The following is a 21,090-nucleotide window of genomic DNA, read 5'->3' as shown; positions in this document are numbered from 1 at the left end:
TGAGCCATATAATCCATTGTATTTTATAAGCAGCTAAGCCATTCTAAAAGCCTTGATGTTATTAGGATAAACGCGTGTTAGAAATTGCTTTAATTTACTTAGCAGCAGCCATTGTAGCTGTCCCCATTGCAAAACGAGTCGGACTGGGCTCAGTGTTAGGTTATTTAATTGCCGGCATACTCATTGGCCCTTATGCGCTGGGTGTTGTGGGCGATCAAACCGATGTAATGCACTTCGCTGAATTTGGCGTAGTAATGATGCTGTTTTTAGTGGGCCTTGAGCTACAACCTTCGCGTTTATGGACATTACGCCACTCTATTTTAGGGCTTGGCGGCTTACAGGTTGTGTTATCGGCAGCGGCTATATTTGCATTTTGTTATTGGTTTTTTGCCATGCATTGGCAAACCGCACTCGCCATTGGTTTAATGCTCGCGCTCTCCTCTACCGCTATTGTACTGCAAAGCCTTGAAGAAAAAGGTTGGCTAAAGCAAGAAGCCGGACAAAACGCTTTTTCGGTATTGCTGTTTCAAGACATCGCAATTATCCCTATTTTAGCCCTATTGCCACTGCTCGCATTTGCCCCGCAAACTAGCACAAAAGAAATCAGCGATTCGATTATTGCAAGCTGGCCTGTATGGCAACAAGTATGTGTATCGGTTGCGGTTATTGCCGCTATTATTGCCGGCGGTAAATATGTATCGGCGCCGTTATTTAGATACATTGCCCAAACGCACATGCGTGAAATATTTACTATTTTTGCACTGTTTTTAGTGGTCGCTATTGCACTGGTTATGCAAAGTATTGGTTTATCGCCTGCATTGGGAACTTTTTTAGCAGGCGTTGTACTTGCCGAGAGTGAATTTAGACACGAATTAGAAGCCGATATAGAACCCTTTAAAGGCTTACTTTTAGGATTGTTTTTTATAACTGTTGGCGCATCAATTAACTTTGAACTGCTATTTAACGAGTTTAGTACTGTTATTGGCTTAGTGGTTTTACTTATTGTAGTTAAAGCCTGCATTTTATTTGCCCTTGCCGTTACCTTTAAAATTAACAGTAAACAGCAGTTATTATTTGCCTTAGCGCTTGCCCAAGGGGGTGAGTTTGCCTTTGTACTTTTAAGCGTAACCACCACCTTAAGTATTTTAACGCCCGAGCAAACCAGCCTTGTTACCTTAGTTGTAGCGGTATCAATGCTAATAGCGCCGTTACTACTTATGGTTTATGAGCAAATACAAAAACGCAGCAGCAGTGCTCCGCCTGAGTTTGATAAGCCAGAGCAAATTAGCACCGCTAAGCACGTAATTATTGCGGGCTACGGACGTTTTGGCCAAATTATGGGGCGTTTACTGCACGCGCAAGGCTACGAAATTACCGTACTTGATCACAGCCCTAGCCAAATAGAATTACTACGCCGTTTTGGCAATACTGTATTTTATGGCGATGCAGCACGCCAAGAACTCCTTGAAGCCGCAGGCGCGCACACAGCGCAAATGCTAGTAATTGCAATTGATAACCCCGATAAAACCATTGAGATAATTAAACTAGCGCATAAAAACTACCCGCAACTTAAAATTGTTGCTCGCGCAATCGACCGCCGCCATGCGTATCAGTTACTTAATTTAAAAGTAGATGCGTTTAACCGCGAAACAGTCGACTCAGCTATTAACCTTGCCGTAGAAGCACTCGAGTTACTAGGTAACACTAAACAAGATGCAGAGCGCGCAGGTAAGCTGTTTAGAGACCACGACCGCGCTGCAGTACTGCAACTTGCAGAGCTGTGGGGCGACGACGCCAGCTACGGCGTAGCCGTGCGCCAACGTATGGAAGATTTAAAACAAGTGCTGCAACAAGATAAACAAGCACAAAGCGATTTAAATACCTGCGACAGCGGCGATTGCGAAAACGGTTTAACAGAAGTAGCGAGTAAACCTAAAAAGCCTGATGATGCTCATCTTGAGTAGTGTCTAAAAACTGATATGTGTTATTGACGTGAGTTAATAGCACCGCTCAGAATGAAATATGGTTGTCTAAAATTAATGATGATGAAATAGAACCTACGTTTTTCAATTTAGAGAATACGTTATCTGCCATCTATGAAATTAGCTAGTTGCTGCCAAGAATCTATATGAATTGAGTTATCATAATAATTAAGTAAATACTCAAATACTGACAATGGCGTGTAATCAATATCCAACCCAAAGTGCTCAAAAATCTTATTGGTTATTTCAGATAAATCATTTTTTCCCATCATATGCGTGCAACAATTTCTTTGTAATAAAGGTCTTGCATAGCTTTGATAGTTAATTAGATGGTTTTGAACTCCGCCAGGAAATAAATTATTAATACCAACACAGGAGCTCCACTTCTGATTTCTATTTAAAATTTGGCCTGATATTTTTCTTTGCAGCTCCTCATTTTCATTAAGTAAGCCTAATGTTTCTATACAGTGTTGATTTACAATTCGAGTAACTTCTTGGCTCACAACTCCGATTTCTATGTTAGCTCCATTTTCAAGCAGCGCCCTATGAATTAATTCACAAAATGCGTTTATATTTGAAAGTATAGATGCCTCAATCGTGTACTCACCCCAAATGAATGAAGGCAAACTAACCCTCTGATTTAATTGTAAATGCAAGTTTTCCCTCTGACTTTGAGTCATATAATCAGCATCAATAACTGAAATTGTTTTACTCCACAAATCATGACCATTTGCAATAATCTGGAAAAAGCCTTTGTAGTGGTTTATGCACTCGATGAATGTATCTAAACCATTTAAAGACCAAAATACGTAATCATCTAAAGACTTATTTCTTACCTTTTCATATATATTCCTAATAAAAAGGGCATCATCTTCACCTTCCACAAAAACAATTTTTTTTGCCTCTAAACAGTCTAGGATATCTAGTGAATCACTGTTACCTAATGCCTTAATAACTTTAGATTTTCCAGATGGTTGAATACCGACTTTTAAACTTTCAGGATTGCTATCATTAATGGGCTTAATTTCTAAAGTATTTAAACCATCACCAGAATCACTAATATGAAATATATTTTTAGGTTTGGTAGCTCGAATCAAGCTTTCATTATGTGTGGTAAGAAAAACTTGTGCCTTCAATGCATTACGAACCAATACATCAATAAGTCTTTTTTGAATATCTCTATGAATGTGCGAATCAGGTTCATCTAACATAATTAAATTCAGGTCAGATCTTTCTTCATAAATAGCTAACATCAGCTCTATTATTTGTAATGTCCCACTACCAAGTAAAGAAATATCTTTTGCCGTACTTTGATTTCCAAAATACACATTCACATTTACTTTAACGTCTTGATTTATGTCACCAACAACTTCAAATACAACACTATGTTGAGATTCAAACAAAATATATGAAACGTCATTTTCAAAATCTTTATAATTAGGATATGGCGTTAATTTAGCAATTCGATTTCTTAATACTAAAAATGATTTTCTCGATAGTATCTGTTGGTTAACTTGCGGATGTGTAACATATTTTTCATCTGAAACTAGTGTAGCAACAGGCGAAGCATAGATTGCTGTAAAAGGAGTCGGCAAATTTAGATTAGAATTAAAGGTCGGAAAATCGAATTCATCATGCCGATCAAGATAAATTAGATAATTCCCACCATTCGCTGACTTTATACGAATAGGAATTTTTAACTCAAAATTATCACCAACAAGCTTTACAGAAATTACAATTTGATTAGTTACATCCATCTCATAAAAAATATCTTCATACCTAGAAGTTCTAACAGATGTAATAGAACGATGATCAATATAATTATTGTTTTTCTTGCCTAATCGAAAATCACCTTTTCTTATATCATTTTTGGAGTCTGCTTTTTGTGCTTTAGTTATTAATGCTCTGAAACATTCATTCCATAGAGCTAGCGCCTCAAGAACTGTTGTTTTTCCCGCATTATTTGTACCAGTGAAAACGTTTAATTCATTATTTAAATGAATTTTAACCTTTCTCAGAGTTTTAAAATTATCGATATATATTTCACTAAAGTACATAAATTTCCATTTGTAGCGCTGAGAGTATTTTTAGTCGTAGAACAACAGGACATTTTCTTACTTCCACAAAACGTCCCTATTGTGTGAACTTCTATTAATATCAAATAGTATAAGTTAATACCAACTATAAATATTATGCGGCTGATAGTGTGTGTTTTATAAAAATAGGGAAGCGTTTGTTGTATTACTTGGTTGGGAATGGCTTAAATTAATCTACTTTTGAATACTAACTTGTAGCTCATAGCCGCCTGTCATTCTTTCAGCTATGAGCTACAACATTTAAAAAACCTAGTGGTGATGTCCGCCTTGAATAGCCTCGCCCTGCTGGTTATAAAAGCCAGTTGCGCCGTGCTCTATAAAACCAAGGTTTATCATTTTAGCTAAAAATGGGTCGCCTTCGTTATCGCCAATGTCGGCGTAGTCGGTGGTTTGAAAGCGATCCCACTGTGCAAATTGAGCACTAATTAATGGCTCATTAGTGTTTACATTATTAAGGCTTAGCAATGTACTTGTTTGGCTTTTTTTATTACTAATACTAAATGTTTTAACTAATTTTGAATGCGTAATAAAGGCAAGGTTAAAGTCGTTGCCATTTTCGCTCAGTGTATAGTTTTTTACTTCATCGCAGCCTTTGCCTTGTGTGCTTACTAAGGTCATTTTTTCGATTAAGTGGTTATCCACCAGCTGACTTTTAGCACTCCAATTTTGTACGCCGCGTACCTCAGATGGTTGATATTCAATACCGCGTTGCTGGGCATTAAAATAACGTATTGGTCGTATTTGATTATTGGCTAAGTGCTGCCAAAGCTCGGTTATTACTTCACTTTGATGCGCTACTTGCTGGTTGTTTCGCCAAAGGGTAAGTGACTCGCTACTTTGCTGCGCTTTATGGCTGTTGGTAATTTTATAATCCGCTTTTAATTGCTTGGCATCAATATCACATTGCGAGGCAAAGCTACTTGTACTTACAAGCGTGGCAATTATTAATAACGCTTTTTTCATTTAGCTATCTCTTATTTATATTTCAAGTTTATGGCAATAACATAACGATTATAAATGTCAGTTTAATGACAAAAACCCCGCACAGTAGGCGGGGTTTTTTATTTAGATATATTTAACTAAATTTATAACTAGGCGGTATTTATTGCGCTAGTTTTTCGTCTGCTGTTTTTACAAAGTCAGCGGCAAAGTCCATTACATGGAATAAAAAGCTTTGCTCGTTTGTGCCTGTTACCAAGTGTGCACCTGGCCCCATTGCATAAACGCCTACGTCTTCACCGGCATGTGTTTCTGAGCCCATTGGTACCAGTGCTTCTTGATGAAAACCAGGTGTTGTTGTATCAACATCAGTTAAATCAACACGCCCTGTAACAGGTGCAAACGCGTAACCTGCATCGGCATCAGTCTCGCTACCTAGGTTTCTAAAACCACCACCATTGGTGTAACCAACCGTTGTATAAGGCATATCGTCGGCAGCTAAGCTTGGCTCAGTAGCGCCTACTGCAACCACTTTACCTAAAATTGGGTTACCGCGTTTAGGGTAACCGGCAATGGTAAATACATGGCTGTGATCGGCAGTTACAACTATTAATGTTTCTTCTGGGTTGGTGTTTTCCATCGCCACTTTAACGGCTTTGGCAAGCTCAATAGTGTCGTTTAACGCGTTATAAGCGTTACCCGCATGATGCGCGTGGTCAATTCGACCCGACTCAACCGTTAAGAAAAAACCTTGCTCGTTGTTATCAAGCACGTTTATTGCTTTTTCGGTCATTTGTGAAAGCGAAGGTTCGCCTGCAACATCGTTTGCGCGGTCAGCTTCGTACTGCATGTGGGACTCGTTAAATAAGCCAAACACTTTAGTGGCATCGTCACTTATTGCATCAAAACCGGTTTGATCCATTACGTAAGTGCCATTTGGATATTGCGTTTTCCACTCTGCGGTTAAGTCGCGGTTATCTGTTCGATCCCCTTCAACAGCGCTTACTGCATCGGCTGAATTAAACGCGGCATCTTTTGGTAAAAAGTGACGACGACCGCCGCCCATTACTACGTCAATACCGTCTACATCAACACCACTAAAGCGTGCTTCTAAGTTGGCTTCAAAGTTAACCAGTTGCGATGCAATGTCTTCACACGTTGCAGCACTTTCTGGCATATCGGAGATATCTTCCCAGTTACGCTCTGCCGATTTAGCATACGTTGCAGCTGGTGTTGCGTGAGTAATACGCGCTGTAGAAATAATCCCTGTTGCTTTGCCTGCAATTTCAGCAAGCTCTAACGAGGTAACAAGTTCGTGCCCTTTGCCTGATGCACAATTACCACGCTCAACCGCTTCATCAATACCAATAACGCCTGCGTCGGTTTTAACACCCGATGCCATTGCGGTCATAGTGCCTGCCGAATCTGGCGTTTGCGCATCTACGTTGTATGTTTTTACAAAGCCTGAAAAAGGCATAGTTTCAAAGCTTAACTGGTGATCTTCACCCATTTCGCCCTCTAACTGACCCGCTAAAATACGTGCTGCGGTTATGGTAGAAATACCCATACCATCGCCCACAAATAAAATTACGTTTTTAGCTTTGCCTGATTCAGTAACAATATTGCTACTGGCTGTTTGTGCAGCACCTAATTTTGTTTGTGCTTCACTAAACCACGTATTGCTAGTGAGCGAGGCTAACTGCTCGCTTGTTAACGACGTTGCAGGTGCATTACACACTAAATTAGTTGAGTTAACTTCGTCGCTGTCTAGCACGTCGTTATTATTGGTATCTGTGCCTACTTGCGTCTCTACACCGCCATTAATGCACTGCTCAGAGCCTACTGCAATAGCGTTATCTACTGCGATAATATTGTTTTCATTTTTGTTATCGTCACTCGAGCAACCTGCTAGCGCGACCATTACTGCCAAAGAAAGTACCGTTAATTTGTTCATGTTAGCCGCCATTATTGCTGAGTTAGTTCAAGAGCTTGATTAATTAAATGAAATACAACGTTTTGTTCAATTACGCCCTGTGCTAGCTGAGCACCAGGACCTTTAGCATGTAAAGATATGTCTTCACCTGCGTGTGTTTCTGAACCCATTGGTACAGTTGCTTCTTGATGAAAGCCTGGGGTTGTTGTATCAACGCCATTTAGCTCAACACGCCCTGCTACAGCAGCACTTGTGTAACTTGCATCGGCATCGGTCTCACTGCCTAGATTTCTAAAACCTAAGCCATTTGCGTAACCTACGGTGGTGTACGGCATATCGTCGGCGGCTAGGCTTGGTGTTGTTGCACCTACTGCAACTACTTGACCTAATATTGGATTACCACGCTTAGGGTAGCCTGCAATAGTAAATACATGGCTGTGATCGGCGGTTACTAAAATAAGGGTTTCTTCTGGATTGGTGTTATCTACCGCTGCTTGCACGGCTTTAGCAAACTCAATGGTGTCGTTAAGCGCGTTGTATGCATTACCCGCGTGGTGCGCGTGGTCAATTCGACCCGACTCAACCGTTAAGAAAAATCCGTTATCGTTTTTACCAAGCACTTCAATTGCTTTAGTGGTCATATCGGTAAGTGAAGGCTCGCCCGCTACATCGTTTGCGCGGTCAGCTTCGTACTGCATGTGGGATTCGTTAAATAAACCAAATACTTTAGTGGCGTCGTCTGCTATTGCATCAAAGCCTGTTTGATCCATCACGTACGTAGCATCTGGGTATTGTGTTTGCCACTCAGTCACTAGGTTGCGCTCGTCTGTACGGTCGCCTTCTATAGAACTTACTGCATCTGTTGAGTTAGCTGTTTCGTCTTTTGGTAAAAAGTGACGACGACCGCCACCCATTACAAAATCAAGGCCGTCTACGTCGGTACCTACAAATCGTGCTTCTAGGTTTTTTTCAAAGTTAACCAGTTGCGATGCAATGTCTTCACAGCCACCTGTTACTGCATCTTCTGGCATATCTGATACGTCTTCCCAGTTACGGTCAGCCGATTTAGCATACGTTGCAGCAGGGGTTGCATGAGTAATACGTGCTGTAGAAATAATACCGGTAGATAGCCCTTTAATTTCAGCCAATTCGGTCGCGGTAATTAGCTCGTTACCTGCTACTGTTGAACACACGCCGCGTTCAATATCTTCGTCTACACCAATAACGCCCACATCGGTTTTTACACCCGAAATAATAGCCGTCATCGTGCCTGCTGAATCGGGCGTTTGAGCATCTACGTTATATGTTTTAACTTGTGCAGAGTATGGGAACTCTTCAAAGCTTAAATAACCTTCTTCGCCAGATTGGTTATTACGCTGCCCTTGTAAAATACGCGCAGCGGTAAGAGTAGATATACCCATGCCATCGCCCACAAATAAAATGACGTTTTTAGCTTTAGTGGCTTGTGTAGCCTGCGCTTGTGCTGTTTTTGTTGTTAGTTTAGTTTGCGCAGCGCTATACCAGCTGCTGTCTTTTTGGCTTTGCGGTAGTACATCAGCATGGCTAACTGCGCTAAACGCAAATGTTAGCGCGATTGCTGCAGCGACTTTTTTAATTTTCATCCGTAATTCCCATTGTTTAGTGGTTATTTTTTGAAATGTGTAAACACAAAAAAGATCAACCGCTGCACTATAGAAAACAGATGTGACTGATAAAGGTAATTTTGATGAAAGTAAGATGACTAAACTATTACAAAAATAAGTCACAAAAAAAGCGCAACGTGTTAAACGTTGCGCTTCTAAGGGAAATTATTGAGGGAATTATTGAGGGAATTAAAAACGTGCTTTAAACGATACCCCAAAGTAGCGCTCTGCATCGCGCGGTATTTGGTAACGGAAGTTATCGCCACTGTAGGTAGTTACGTAGCTTTCGTCGGTTAAGTTTTTAGCAATAAGCGATACTCTAAACGCGTCATCTTTAAACGATAAACCCACACTTGCATTTAAAATACCGTAATCTGGTAATAAAGCAGCTGGATTAAATTCGCCTACGTTGTCTGGTAGGTCTGAGTATTGCTCATCGGTGTAAATGTATGAGCTGTTTATGTGTACGTTAAAACCATGGTCGGTTTCAATAAAGTAATCAGCCGTTAGTGAATATTTAAGATCTGGCGAAAATGGGACATCTAAACCTGAGCGGTCAGTACACGAGCCAGCGGCTACCTCTGCCGGACAATTAAACTCGTCAATTTCAGCTTTAATGTAAGCAACACCACCGGTAAGCGTTAGCGACTCTGTTGCAGCCCACATAAAGTCAACTTCAACACCTTGTGTACTTACGTCGCCCGCATTGGTTAAGCGGGTAATACAGGTGCCGTCTGAACAGTCAAAGTTGTTAGCTTGAAAGCCTTCAATTTCGGTTCTGAAAAGAGCCATGTTAAATACAAATTCGCGGCTTGCGTATTTGTAGCCTATTTCATAAGCGTCTGACTCTTCAGGTGCTATTTCGCGGCTGTCGTTATCTGGATTAAAGTTATAATAAATATTAAAACCAGGGCCTTTGTAACCTTGCGAGTAAGTGCCGTATACCATTTGGCCATCGCCTAAATCGTATTGCATACCTAAACGACCCGATACGTTGGTTTCTTCGGCTTTGCCTTCATCATCTGTATTAAGTGTTGCTGGGCGCACGCCTACACCGGTGCGGCCATATACATCGTTACTTACACGGCGATGCGTGTAAGACACTTCATCGTCGGTGTAACGAATACCAAATAAAACGCGTAAATCTTCAGATAAATCGTAGGTACCATCGGCAAAGGCTGCCCAGTTATTAAATTCTGTGCTCATAAAAGCGGTGGCCGATACAATATCGTTTGCGTTACAGCTAATGCCTAGGCCTTGTGTGTAACCTTCTAAATCAGCAAGTGCTGTATCAAGCTCAGCGCCCGATAAGTTATTTTGCGCGTAAAAAGCCATTGCGCTATCAAGCTGGCCAGCATTATTTTGGCAACTTGCATCGCGAGTAAAGTTACGTTGTGAATCCATGTTCCAATAAAATAAGCCGGCAACATAATTAAATGGCCCAGCTAGGTTTGATGTAACTCTAAACTCTTGTGAAAACTGATCCCATTGCTGTGCACCAATATCATGTAACTGAAACGGCGCGCCAAATACCGGCTCACTGCTGTCGCCAGCAATAGAGGTAAAGTCGCCTTCGCGGTATTCTGTGTTATCCCATGAACGCTGTGCAGTAATTGAAGTATACGTATAGTCGCCAATTGTTTTATCAACTTGCACCGAAAATGCGCTATGTTCGTCAATTGTGCGCGACTCGTAGTCATGGTCAACTTTGCGCTGGTCTAGGTCAATATCGGCTACACCATCCACAATGCCGTTACTGTTTGGCGCTGCTTTTGAATCAGGATTACGACCACTTGGCAGGGCTTCTAAATCGGCACAACAGTCGTCATCTGCGTTATAAAACTCAGCTATAAATTTTACGCTTAAGTCGTCCTCTGGCTCATATTTAAATACAGCACGTGCACCTTCGCGGTCATAACCGTTTACTTTTTCGTTGTTGTAAACGTTATCAATGTAACCGTCAAACTTGCCTTTAAATACCGTTAAGCTAGCGGCTAAATCGTCGGTTAAACCGCCGCTTATAACACCTTTAAAACGGTATTCGTTATCTTGATAAAACGAGGTTTCTACGCTGCCGGTTGTGTCGTACGACGGATCTTTAGTGGTAATATTTACCACACCTGCTGAGGCGTTTTTGCCAAATAACGTACCTTGTGGCCCGCGTAATACCTCAATGCGGTCTACGTCGTATAAATCGGCAAATGCTTGACCCGAGCGGCCAAGTACCACGCCATCAACAACAGTTGCCACACTTGGTTCGGCAGCAATACTAAATGAAATAGTACCAATACCGCGCACTGTTAGCGCTGAGTTACGTGTTGTGGTGCCTTTTCTAAAGCTAACCGAAGGAACAAGTGACTGTAAGCCTTCCATGTTATTAGCAAAAGCTGAATTAATTTGATCGCTATTAAGCACCGATACCGCAACAGGTACTTCGTTTAAACTTTGCGTTCTTTTTTGTGAAGTAACGACTATTTTTTCAAATGTATCGTTTTTAGCTGTTTCTGTTTTTTGTTGTTCTTGTTCGGTTTGCTCTTGCTGTGCATGTACCTGCGCGCTAAGCGCTAAACCGGTTGTCATTGCTAACGTGACTGCCAAGCTTAAGACGGACTTTTTAGCTCTCATGTCATTCTCCATATTGTGCGTGTGCTGTGTGGTACCGCGCTAGCAATTGTGTGAGTTGCTAAAAAGCGGTGTCAGTGTGTGATGCTTTCCTTAAAGCTCTTATATCTTATATAAGAGCTTTAAATTTAAACAAACTATCTTACTAATGCAAACATTATGTGAATTAAATGTGATTTAAGTTTGGTATACAGAATATAGCCGCACGTTATGCGGCGTTTTTAGCCCCAATACGCGCCAAGCTATTTTCGTAACGAACCTGCCAACGACGTACACTCCACCAGCTAAGCACTAAAACAGTAGACCAAACAGCAACTAAACTTGGTACAAAGTACACACTGGTTCCACCCACTAATCCGAGCGGCGAAAACAATATATACAAGCTAACAATCAAGCCTACTAATACAATTGCGCAAGGTAATGCGTATTTCCAAGGATTAAGGTCTACCTCGGCTTTGCGTGTAAATTGCCATGGTGTTTTAAGTGGTTTGTAGTAACCAATACCCAGCATTATTGCCAATTCAATTAAGAACAAAATGGCGTAAATATGAATAAAGTTAATGTCTACATCCCATACAAATTTAAGCAAGGTGTAGGCAATAATATGGAATATAATCGCGACTTTAGCGCCCAGTGCAGGCACTTTTCGAGTAAATAAACCAACCAATACAATTGTGATGACCGGAATGTTGTAGAAACCTGTAAACACACGAATAATGTGCCATAAACCTTCAGGCGCAAACATCAATAATGGCGCAGTTATAAACGACAATATGGCAATAACAATACTGGTAATTTTGGCTACTTTTATAAGTTGGCCGTCTGTTACTTTATTTTTTTTCATTGGCTTATAAACGTCTAAGCAAAATAAGGTCGCCGCGCTATTGAGCAATGAATTAAATGAGCTAAATACAGCACCTAGCAATACGGCCAAAAAGAAGCCAGATAAATACTGTGGAAGTACTTCTTTTACCAAATGTGGGTAAGCTAAATCGATAGTTGGCAGGCTTTCGTGTTTATAAAGATGGTAAGCAATAACGCCTGGGATCATCATCATAAACGGTACTAGCACTTTAAAGTACCCTGAAAACAACACCCCTTTTTGACCTTCAACTAAGTTTTTAGCGCCCAATGTACGCTGGATCACATACTGATTAGTGCCCCAATAAAACAAATTAGCTAAGATCATCCCTGTAAAAATAGTGCCAAATGGCACGGGATCATCGCTACTACCAATAGCATTGAGCTTTTCTGTGTCGGTGTTTACTAGGGTGCTTAACCCTTCTGAAAAACTACCATCACCCAATGCAATTAAGCCCAGTGTTGGCACTAAAATACCAATAATTAATAACCCAACACCGTTAATGGTATCTGATACCGCAACCGCCTTTAAACCACCAAATACAGCATAAATAGCCCCAACTGAACCCACTGTAATAATGGTCACAATTAGGCTTGCTTGGTAGCTCATATTTAATAAGGTGGGTACATCAAAAAGTCTAAGTACGGCAATTGATCCTGAGTACAAAACAGAAGGGATCGTTATAAAACAATACCCTACCATAAATAAGATCACCGTCATGCGTCGTACGGTATCGTCAAAACGATCCCGTAAAAATTCAGGTAAGGTAGAAAACGCGCCCGCTAAATAACGAGGCAAAAAGATCAACGCCATAATAATGGTTGAGATCCCTGCGGTTACTTCCCACGCCATTGAGCTTAGGTTGTAACCATAAGCTGAGCCATTAAGGCCAATTAGTTGCTCGGCCGATAAGTTAGTGAGGATCATCGACCCTGCTATAAATGTACCTGTTAACCCACGACCCGCTAAAAAGTAGCCATCTTGGGTGTTAACTTCCCCTTTGGTTTTTTGGTACGAGATATATCCCACCAGCGCCATAAACGCCAAGCACGATAGCAGTGTCATGGTAATGTTCATACCTTCCATCTTGCGCCCCTTTTAGCTTACTTTACTCGGTAAAAAGTAAGCTAATATCTTTATTATTGTGTGTTGTATATGTGTTGTGTGTGTTTTTTATTAAGCCGAGTTTTATTTAGGCCATGCTGTTAATTGGCTCATGTCTTGTTCTGTGTGTTGAACCTCTGGGCCAAGCATTAGGCTGTCGCCTTCGCGTACAAATACTGCCATTTCTTCAAGTGCGAGTGTGTGCTCGTAGTACTTACTCCCTTCGTAAATTTGTTTATCGGGGAAGCGAATCCAATTGCCTTGCGGTAAATAAAACTTAACTTTACCGTTTGGTACTACACACGGCACAACCAGTAATTTTTCACCGCACATAAATTGCTGATCAAAACTATGTGCCAGTACATCATCAGGAAATGCCAATGCCATGGCACGCTGAATCGGCAAGCCTGTTTGCTGCGCTTGCTCTGCACATGTTTGTAAGTACGGAATTAACTGGTAGCGTAATTTAAGTGCTGCAAATACCGCATCACTTGCTTGCTCGGTGTAAGACCACGGTTCGCGAGGACCAATACCGTGTAAGCGCATATGTGCGCTAAATACCGACGCTTGTGCCCAGCGCACGTAAAGTTCTGCGTCGCGGGTGTCTTTGTAAAAACCACCAATGTCAGTTGCAAAAAATGGCCCACCCGACATACCCCACGCTAAACTGCCACGAATGCTTGCCGCTAAACCCTGCCAATCGGCTTGCGGGTCGCCGCCCCACTGTGCAGGAAAACGTTGGCTGCCCGTCCATGCTGAACGGCTAAACAAAAATGGCCCAGTTTTACAGTATTTTTCGGCGGCCTCAAAAACGCAGCGGTTGTACAACATGCTGTAAACGTTGTGCAGCCTAATACCGCTATCACCACTGTGAGATATCATATTGTCGTCTTCTAGCTGCTCGCCAAAATCCGCTTTTATCATATCTACGCCAAGCTCAAACAAAGGCTTATGCGATTCGAGCCAATATTCGTAAGCATCAGGGTGCGTAAAATCTAAAATACCCGATTCTGGCAGCGGCGTAAGTACTTCGCCAAATGGGCTTAAATCCCACTCGTATTGATACGCTTTACCTGTGCGTTTATCTTTTATAAGCCAACCGTTTTCGGCCGCTTTAGCAAATAATGGGTTATTTACCGAGATCATCGGGTATTCCCACACACAAATTTTAAAATCCATCGCTTTTAATTCATCAAGCACAGGTTTTGGGTCGGCGTAGCGTGTTGGGTCCCATTCAAATGCAAAGCGGGTGTCGGTGTCTTGCCATGCACGGCCATCAAGAGTAATTACGTCGCACGGCATATTTTTAGCGCGCACTTCGCGGGCAACACTAAGTAATTCGTCAGCATCTTTGTAATACGCTTTTGATAAAATAACACCAAAGCTCCACTGCGGTGGCACCGGTGCAAAACCTGTTAGCTCGCAGTAACGGTTGATGCTTTGGGCAGGTGTTTGTTCTTGATATAAAAATACATCTAGCGCGTCATCTTCAACTAAACATACATATGCACGTTGCGACCAAAGTGCATAACCTACGCCATGAGTTACCGGTGCGGGTGTATGTACAAATAAATTCCAGCCTTCTGGGCTCCATGCATACGGGGTATTTTTATAAGACTTTTCGGCGTTAACACCTAGCGCATCGTGGTTGTATGAACGAATAAGTTGGCCGCGTTTATCAAGCTTGCCCCATTTTTCGCCAAGACCATACACGGCTTCGTCGTAGTTAAGCTCTAGGCTTAATATCCAGCCGTTATCGGTTTTAGCTAGTGGCGGTAAACGGTGCTGGCGTACAAAGTGACCATCAGTTGCTGATTGCTGTACTAGCTCATCGTTTTTATAAAGTTTGAAATGAAAAGGGTCGCTGTAAAATTCTAGGCGGTATTCGCCACCACTTACGCTGTAATCATTATTGTTTTTGCTAAGTGTGAGGGGGTATTCTGATGGGGTTGTGGTTAATATTTTAAATTGCTCGTCATGCGTGGTGCCTGCATTTAAACGTAAGCCAAACTGGCTAATCGTTACGCTAATATCACCAAACTGAGTGGGCAAAACCAGCACATTACCTTGTAACTTTGGCTGTGCGGTTAAGCGTGCTGGCTCTATTGCGTTCCAGTCTGGCTCACGTAATTCAAATGCATTCATGGGAGTTCCTTAACCAATTATTAGTCTTGTATAAGACACAAGTTAAATAATTGTAATCCCCATGTCAACGTAAATAAACTCAAGATGAATTATTTACATCGCGATTTTTAAAATATCCCCGGCGCCGATGTTGCCACCAGCGATATACCACTTAGGCCAAGCAATGCAATTGCTATAATACGTACCCATTTAGCGTCAACGTAGGGCGTTAATTTACGAGCAAAATGCGTAACTAGCAACACTAAAGGAATAGCCGCTGCAATTAAAAACATAATGTCGAGCCCAGGCAAAGTACCAAATAAAGCAATACCTACACGTACTAGTCCACCAATAGTAAATACCGCTAATAACGTACTGCGAATAGCTTCAATAGACCAACTTTGCTTATAACATTGAAACACAAGCGGCGGCCCTGAGGTTGAAAACAACCCACCAAGTAACCCACTTACTCCACCGGCTATTAAAAATGAACGAGGACGACTTTGTTTATTTGTACGCTCGCGGCCAATCAGCATTAAAGCGCAGCAAAGCAAAATGCTTACACCTAAAGCAAAGTTTAAATAGTGTGTTAAATGTGACGACATATATTCAAGTAGTACAAAACCTAACAGCATTAGCGGAATACCGGTATACAACATAAGTTTTAGCTCGGGTACTTTTACCGAACTGCGGTTTTTAACGACCACGGTTGTTGAATTAACTAACCCCAGCAAACTCACTAAAAATGTAGTTGCCGTGAGTGGCAATACATCAAGTAACGTAAAGCTTGCAACCACCAGCAACCCAAAGCCAAACCCGCTAAGAGTTTGCATTACAGTGGCAAGGCTTAGGCACAGCGCCATAAGCAAAATGAGTTCAAAAGAAATACTGAGCACTTTTAATTTCCTAAGGGTGAGCTATTGTAGTGTAACGATTTGTTTTTAGGCATAATGTATATTTTGCGCCTATTAAACATTACAGCAGTAGTTCACGTTTAATTGAGCTAGCGCAAATATGCGTAAAAGGTTTCACCTATGCTATAACTACAGGTGGATTAAATTTAATGGTAAATAATAATGAGTAACTCTATGTTTGATCACAAATTAAGTGGCCCAAGCTTGGCTTTTCAACCACTTTACTTACAAGTGGCTGATTATATTAAACAGCTCATTGTTGAAAGACGTTGGGTACCTGGCGAAGCACTACCAAGCGAATTTCGCCTTGCTGAAGAATTTAACGTAAGCCAAGGTACAGTTCGTAAAGCACTAAACTTATTAACCGACAATAAAATAGTAACTCGTCGCCAAGGCGTTGGTACGTTTGTATCGCAACATACTGCGCAAGATGCCTTATTTAGGTTTTTTCCGTTACAAGCAGACGGTAAAGGTGCCGATTTGCCAAAGGCTGAACTGCTATCGGTTGAGCTTTGTGCAGCGCCAGTTGAAGTAATAGAAGCGTTACAACTCAATAAAAAAGACAAAGTTACCAAGCTTGTTCGTAGGCGTATTCTTGATAACGAATTTTGCATGAGCGAAACTATATACCTACCACAAAGCTACTTTCCTGATATACATCAAAGTAGTGATATTCCGCATACATTGTACCATTACTATCAGACCAAATTTAACCAAACTGTACACAAAACCCAAGACAGTATTAAAGCCGTACTTGCTACAATGGATGATGCCAAAATGCTTGCTATAAAAGCTGGCGATCCACTGCTGTTGGTATCACGCATTACCGAATCAATCGAAGGTAAACGTATTGAATACCGCCAAAGTAAATGCCGTAGCGATCATTACCACTATCAAATTGAACTTGATTAATTAAAAGCGTGTTTAGTGCTAAAAACCCACTTTAGCGCATAATAATTAAATATTTTTTAAAGGCAGCAAACGCTGCCTTTTTGCTGCCTGTAGGTTTTTTAACTGAACCATTTACTGCTTTGCTGTTAACACAGTATTGACACTGTTTGATTCGTATAATAACTTATGTCTTATACAAGACCTAAGTCATTATGCATTTTTAACAGGAATTCCCAATGAGTTCATTAAATAATATCCCTCCAGTAGGGTTCGGTTTATGGAAAGTCGCGCAAGAAGATTGTGCACAAACGGTATACCAAGCCATTAAGGCAGGTTACCGCCATCTTGATTGCGCATCAGACTACGGTAACGAAGAACAAGTAGGCGATGGCATCGCCCAAGCAATAAACGATGGCTTATGTACCCGTGAAGAATTATGGGTAACATCAAAACTGTGGAATACCTTTCATGCACCAGAGCATGTTGGCCTCGCGATTGATAAAACACTGAGTGATTTAAAGCTAGATTACCTAGACTTATACCTAATTCATTTTCCGATTGCGCAAACATTTGTGCCAATAGAAACCCGCTATCCACCAGAGTGGTTTGTTGACCCTACAGCGCAAAACCCACAAATGGAGCTTGCAAAAGTACCACTGTATTTAACGTGGCAAGCAATGGAAGAACAAGTACACAACAACAAAGCAAAACGCATTGGGATATGTAATTACTCAAGCGCACTGCTTCACGACTTAATGACCTACGCAAATATCAAACCCGCTATGTTGCAAATTGAGTCGCACCCTTATTTAACGCAAGAGCGATTAGTAAGACTCGCAAAGCAGTACGATATTCCGGTTACTGCGTTTTCACCACTGGGTGCGCTTTCATACCTTGAGCTAGAAATGGCTGATAAAACTGAATCAGTTCTTGAGCAAAGCGTTGTTAAAGCGGCCGCACACAATCATGGCAAAACGCCAGCACAAGTAGTTCTTCGCTGGGGCGTGCAACGCGGCACTGCCATTATTCCTAAAACCTCAAAACTTGAACGCATGAAAGAAAATCTCACACTGTTTGATTTTGAATTAACAGAGCAAGAAATGGCGCAAATTTCTGCGCTTAACAGTAATCGCCGATTCAACGACCCTGGGCACTTTTGTGAAGCTGCCTTTAACCGCTTTCACCCAATTTACGATTAGGAACATACAATGTCAGCTACCGAAATTAACTACGCCTCAGTGCCAACTCAATTAACATTCGATGATTCGGTTTTTCCGTGCATTGTTGTTAATAACAATAACGCCAGCACCGTTGAAGAAGCGGTAGCTTTCATTCGCGCAAATAAAAGTGAATTGGCTACAAAACTTCGCAGCTCAGGTGCTGTGTTGTTTCGTGGCTTTCCTGTAAATAGCGCCGAAACATTTGATACTTTTTCAGCCGGGTTTGATTATGACAATTTTACTTATAAAGAGTCACTGTCTAACGCGGTACGTATTAATTTTACCGAACGTGTATTTACAGCTAACGAAGCGCCAAAAGATGTAGAAATATACTTACATCACGAAATGGCGCAAACGCCTATTTCGCCAAGTAAATTATTCTTCTTTTGTAAATCGGCCGCAGAAGAAGGCGGTGCAACACCTCTTTGCCGATCAGATAAATTATTTAGTGCATTAAAAGAATACGACAGCAAGCTTGCCCATGACTTTGAACACAAAGGCCTAAAATATACCACCTATATGCCAGCCGCTGACGACGCAACATCAGGCCAAGGCCGAAGCTGGAAAAGTACGCTAAGTGTAGAAACCAAAGACGAAGCACATAATAAATTAACCGAACTTGGTTACGAGTGGGAATGGCTTGAAGACGGCTCACTAAAAGCCGTTACACCAGTACTGCCTGCTGTAGTAACTCTTGAAAACAACGTACAGGTTTTTTATAACCAACTGATTGCCGCTTACATGGGCTGGAAAGGTGTACGCGATAATCCATCAATTGCCATTACCTTTGGTGATGGTAGTGCGATTCCTAAAGTTGGACTTAATAAAATTGTGGAGCTTTCTAAAGTATTTACCTTTGATCTTGCATGGCAAGACGGTGACGTTGCTTTAGTTGATAACGAAATGGCTATGCATGGTCGTCGCCCTTTTACAGGTGAACGTAAGCGCCAAGTATTAGTAGCACTTACCGCAGCTAAAGCGTAATGCAGCGCTTAAGTAGTAAATTAAGCTGTAAAATATCACCTTTATGGCAAGGTGCCAGCATTGCTGCAATGACTGGCCTTGCCGCCTTATTTTTAAGCGAACATTATGGTGCGCCAGCCATGTTGTTTGCTTTGTTACTGGGTATGGCAGTCTCATTTTTGTATCAAAGCGATAGCCCTTGCGCCAAAGGTATCGATTTTACCGGCACCACGGTTTTGCGTGTAGGTATAGTACTGCTAGGCACACGCATTGCGCTGGGAGATTTAGTAACACTGGGTTGGCAAACAGCACTTATGTTAGCGGGCGCCATATTTACCACTATTATTTTAGGCGTAGTGCTAGCGCGCGCATTTGGCCTACAAAAACGCTTTGGTGCACTAACAGGTGGCTCGGTTGCTATTTGTGGAGCGTCTGCTGCGCTGGCTATCTCGTCTATTATGCCAAACAGCGAACATAAAGAGCGCGACACCTTATTAACCGTTATTGGCGTAACAGCTATGTCGACCCTTGCTATGATCCTCTACCCTATTGTGGTTAATTATCTTGAGTTTGACGCCCATAATGCAGGCGTATTTTTAGGTGGCACAATACATGATGTAGCCCAGGTAGTGGGTGCAGGTTATTCGGTATCACCAGAGACAGGCGATATAGCAACTCTAACTAAACTTGTACGTGTTGCCATGCTACTACCTGTTGTACTTATTATGATGGTCGTTATTAATCGCTCAAACAAAGAAAAACACGGAGAATTACCTAAAGTACCTGGCTTTTTAATTGGCTTTGTAATACTCATGATAATAAATAGCTGCTTTTCACTTCCTACAATAGTACTTGAAACCGCTAACGAACTTTCGCAGTTCTTTTTAATTGCGGCTATTTCAGCCATAGGAATGAAAACTAATTTAGGAAAGCTTACCGAAGTAGGTATGAAACCCATTATTTTAATTGTGGCTGAAACACTTTGGATTGCATTATTAATACTTGGATTTGTAATTTGGAGCTAATGAATCAAGTTATTTAAGGTATATATCAAAAAAATCAGTAGGTAATTAGGTCATGTTTTAACCACTTAAAACTTGCATTTTACCTACTCTAGAACCGCGTTCTAATACAAACATAAAGCATTGATTAAATTAAAATTAACTCAAATTAAGACGCAAAAAAGATCACCTTAATCATGACTGGTTAGTTAAAAAACAAACAAACTAATAAAGCACTTACTCTAAAATAAATTTACAATAGGGCTTGGTATATAGCTCAATTTACTGTTATCCTGCTTGGCATCGGGTTGACAGAAAACCCTATTTATTTGTAAGTACCACGTTGTTTTAGTAATAATCCTTCGCGTTATCCTCAGTTAAATGTATGTTTTCTTCCTGTTAAATTGCCTAATTTAAGGCGCACTTTTATTAATTCTTAGGATACTATTATGTCTAATACTACAACTGGTACAGTTAAATTTTTCAACGAAGCAAAAGGTTTTGGTTTCATCGAGCAAGAATCTGGTCCTGACGTTTTCGCACATTTCAGCGCAATCTCTGGCGACGGTTTCAAAACTCTAGCTGAAGGCCAACGTGTACAGTTTACTGTTACTCAAGGTCAAAAAGGTCCACAAGCTGAAAACATCGTTAGCATCTAATTGCTTTAATGGGTTAGCAATAACCCATTTTGAATACTAGTTTGAAAGAAGTTTTGTTTTATTTGTTAGTACCCCGTTGTTTTAGTAATAATCCTACGCGATATCCTCAAGTTAACTATTTTTTCCGGCTCAATCGC

General features: G+C 41.2%; 14 protein-coding genes. 6 read left to right on the top strand and 8 right to left on the bottom strand.

The window, feature by feature from the left end; genetic code table 11:
* Positions 1 to 74 precede the first annotated feature (74 nt).
* Positions 75 to 1,964, top strand: a complete 1,890-nt coding sequence (locus I6E85_RS10200) for a monovalent cation:proton antiporter-2 (CPA2) family protein (RefSeq protein ID WP_197236922.1) — start codon at positions 75 to 77, stop codon at positions 1,962 to 1,964.
* A 119-nt stretch (positions 1,965 to 2,083) separates the two neighbouring features.
* Here I6E85_RS10200 and I6E85_RS10195 read toward each other — a convergent pair whose 3' ends face one another.
* The 8 genes from I6E85_RS10195 to I6E85_RS10160 form a co-directional block, all read right to left on the bottom strand.
* On the bottom strand, positions 2,084 to 4,039 hold the full coding sequence (locus I6E85_RS10195) for an ATP-dependent endonuclease (RefSeq protein WP_024589604.1): 1,956 nt from the start codon (positions 4,037 to 4,039) through the stop codon (positions 2,084 to 2,086).
* A 288-nt stretch (positions 4,040 to 4,327) separates the two neighbouring features.
* Positions 4,328 to 5,041 (bottom strand): hypothetical protein, encoded by a 714-nt coding sequence (locus tag I6E85_RS10190; RefSeq protein WP_024589603.1) that lies wholly within the window; start codon positions 5,039 to 5,041, stop codon positions 4,328 to 4,330.
* Between the two features lie 139 nt (positions 5,042 to 5,180).
* A complete protein-coding gene (locus I6E85_RS10185; RefSeq protein WP_024589602.1) occupies positions 5,181 to 6,971 on the bottom strand; it encodes an alkaline phosphatase in 1,791 nt (596 codons plus the stop codon).
* 11 nt (positions 6,972 to 6,982) lie between these two features.
* On the bottom strand, positions 6,983 to 8,572 hold the full coding sequence (locus I6E85_RS10180) for an alkaline phosphatase (protein WP_024589601.1): 1,590 nt from the start codon (positions 8,570 to 8,572) through the stop codon (positions 6,983 to 6,985).
* 210 nt (positions 8,573 to 8,782) lie between these two features.
* Complete coding sequence (locus I6E85_RS10175) at positions 8,783 to 11,218, bottom strand: TonB-dependent receptor (RefSeq protein WP_024589600.1); 2,436 nt, start codon at positions 11,216 to 11,218, stop codon at positions 8,783 to 8,785.
* 205 nt (positions 11,219 to 11,423) lie between these two features.
* Positions 11,424 to 13,163, bottom strand: coding sequence for a solute:sodium symporter family transporter (locus tag I6E85_RS10170; protein ID WP_024589599.1), 1,740 nt, complete (start codon positions 13,161 to 13,163; stop codon positions 11,424 to 11,426).
* A 102-nt stretch (positions 13,164 to 13,265) separates the two neighbouring features.
* Complete coding sequence (locus tag I6E85_RS10165) at positions 13,266 to 15,326, bottom strand: alpha-xylosidase (protein WP_197236921.1); 2,061 nt, start codon at positions 15,324 to 15,326, stop codon at positions 13,266 to 13,268.
* A gap of 107 nt (positions 15,327 to 15,433) precedes the next feature.
* Positions 15,434 to 16,201, bottom strand: coding sequence for a sulfite exporter TauE/SafE family protein (locus I6E85_RS10160; protein ID WP_024589597.1), 768 nt, complete (start codon positions 16,199 to 16,201; stop codon positions 15,434 to 15,436).
* A 180-nt stretch (positions 16,202 to 16,381) separates the two neighbouring features.
* Between I6E85_RS10160 and I6E85_RS10155 the strand changes: the two genes are divergently transcribed.
* The 5 genes from I6E85_RS10155 (at position 16,382) to I6E85_RS10135 (ending at position 20,953) form a co-directional block, all read left to right on the top strand.
* On the top strand, positions 16,382 to 17,131 hold the full coding sequence (locus I6E85_RS10155; RefSeq protein ID WP_024589596.1) for a GntR family transcriptional regulator: 750 nt from the start codon (positions 16,382 to 16,384) through the stop codon (positions 17,129 to 17,131).
* 215 nt (positions 17,132 to 17,346) lie between these two features.
* A complete protein-coding gene (locus tag I6E85_RS10150) occupies positions 17,347 to 18,309 on the top strand; it encodes an aldo/keto reductase (RefSeq protein WP_024589595.1) in 963 nt (320 codons plus the stop codon).
* 9 nt (positions 18,310 to 18,318) lie between these two features.
* A complete protein-coding gene (locus I6E85_RS10145) occupies positions 18,319 to 19,314 on the top strand; it encodes a TauD/TfdA family dioxygenase (protein ID WP_024589594.1) in 996 nt (331 codons plus the stop codon).
* Positions 19,314 to 20,318 (top strand): YeiH family protein, encoded by a 1,005-nt coding sequence (locus tag I6E85_RS10140; RefSeq protein WP_024589593.1) that lies wholly within the window; start codon positions 19,314 to 19,316, stop codon positions 20,316 to 20,318. The genes I6E85_RS10145 and I6E85_RS10140 overlap by 1 nt, the downstream gene beginning before the upstream one ends.
* A 425-nt stretch (positions 20,319 to 20,743) precedes the next feature.
* Positions 20,744 to 20,953: a cold-shock protein gene (locus I6E85_RS10135; protein ID WP_006792548.1), complete on the top strand. Its 210-nt coding sequence runs from the start codon at positions 20,744 to 20,746 to the stop codon at positions 20,951 to 20,953.
* Positions 20,954 to 21,090 lie beyond the last annotated feature (137 nt).

It is taken from the genome of Pseudoalteromonas sp. NZS71, assembly GCF_015864715.1.
Taxonomy (GTDB): domain Bacteria; phylum Pseudomonadota; class Gammaproteobacteria; order Enterobacterales; family Alteromonadaceae; genus Pseudoalteromonas; species Pseudoalteromonas arctica.
This window is presented reverse-complemented; position numbering and strand designations above follow the sequence as displayed.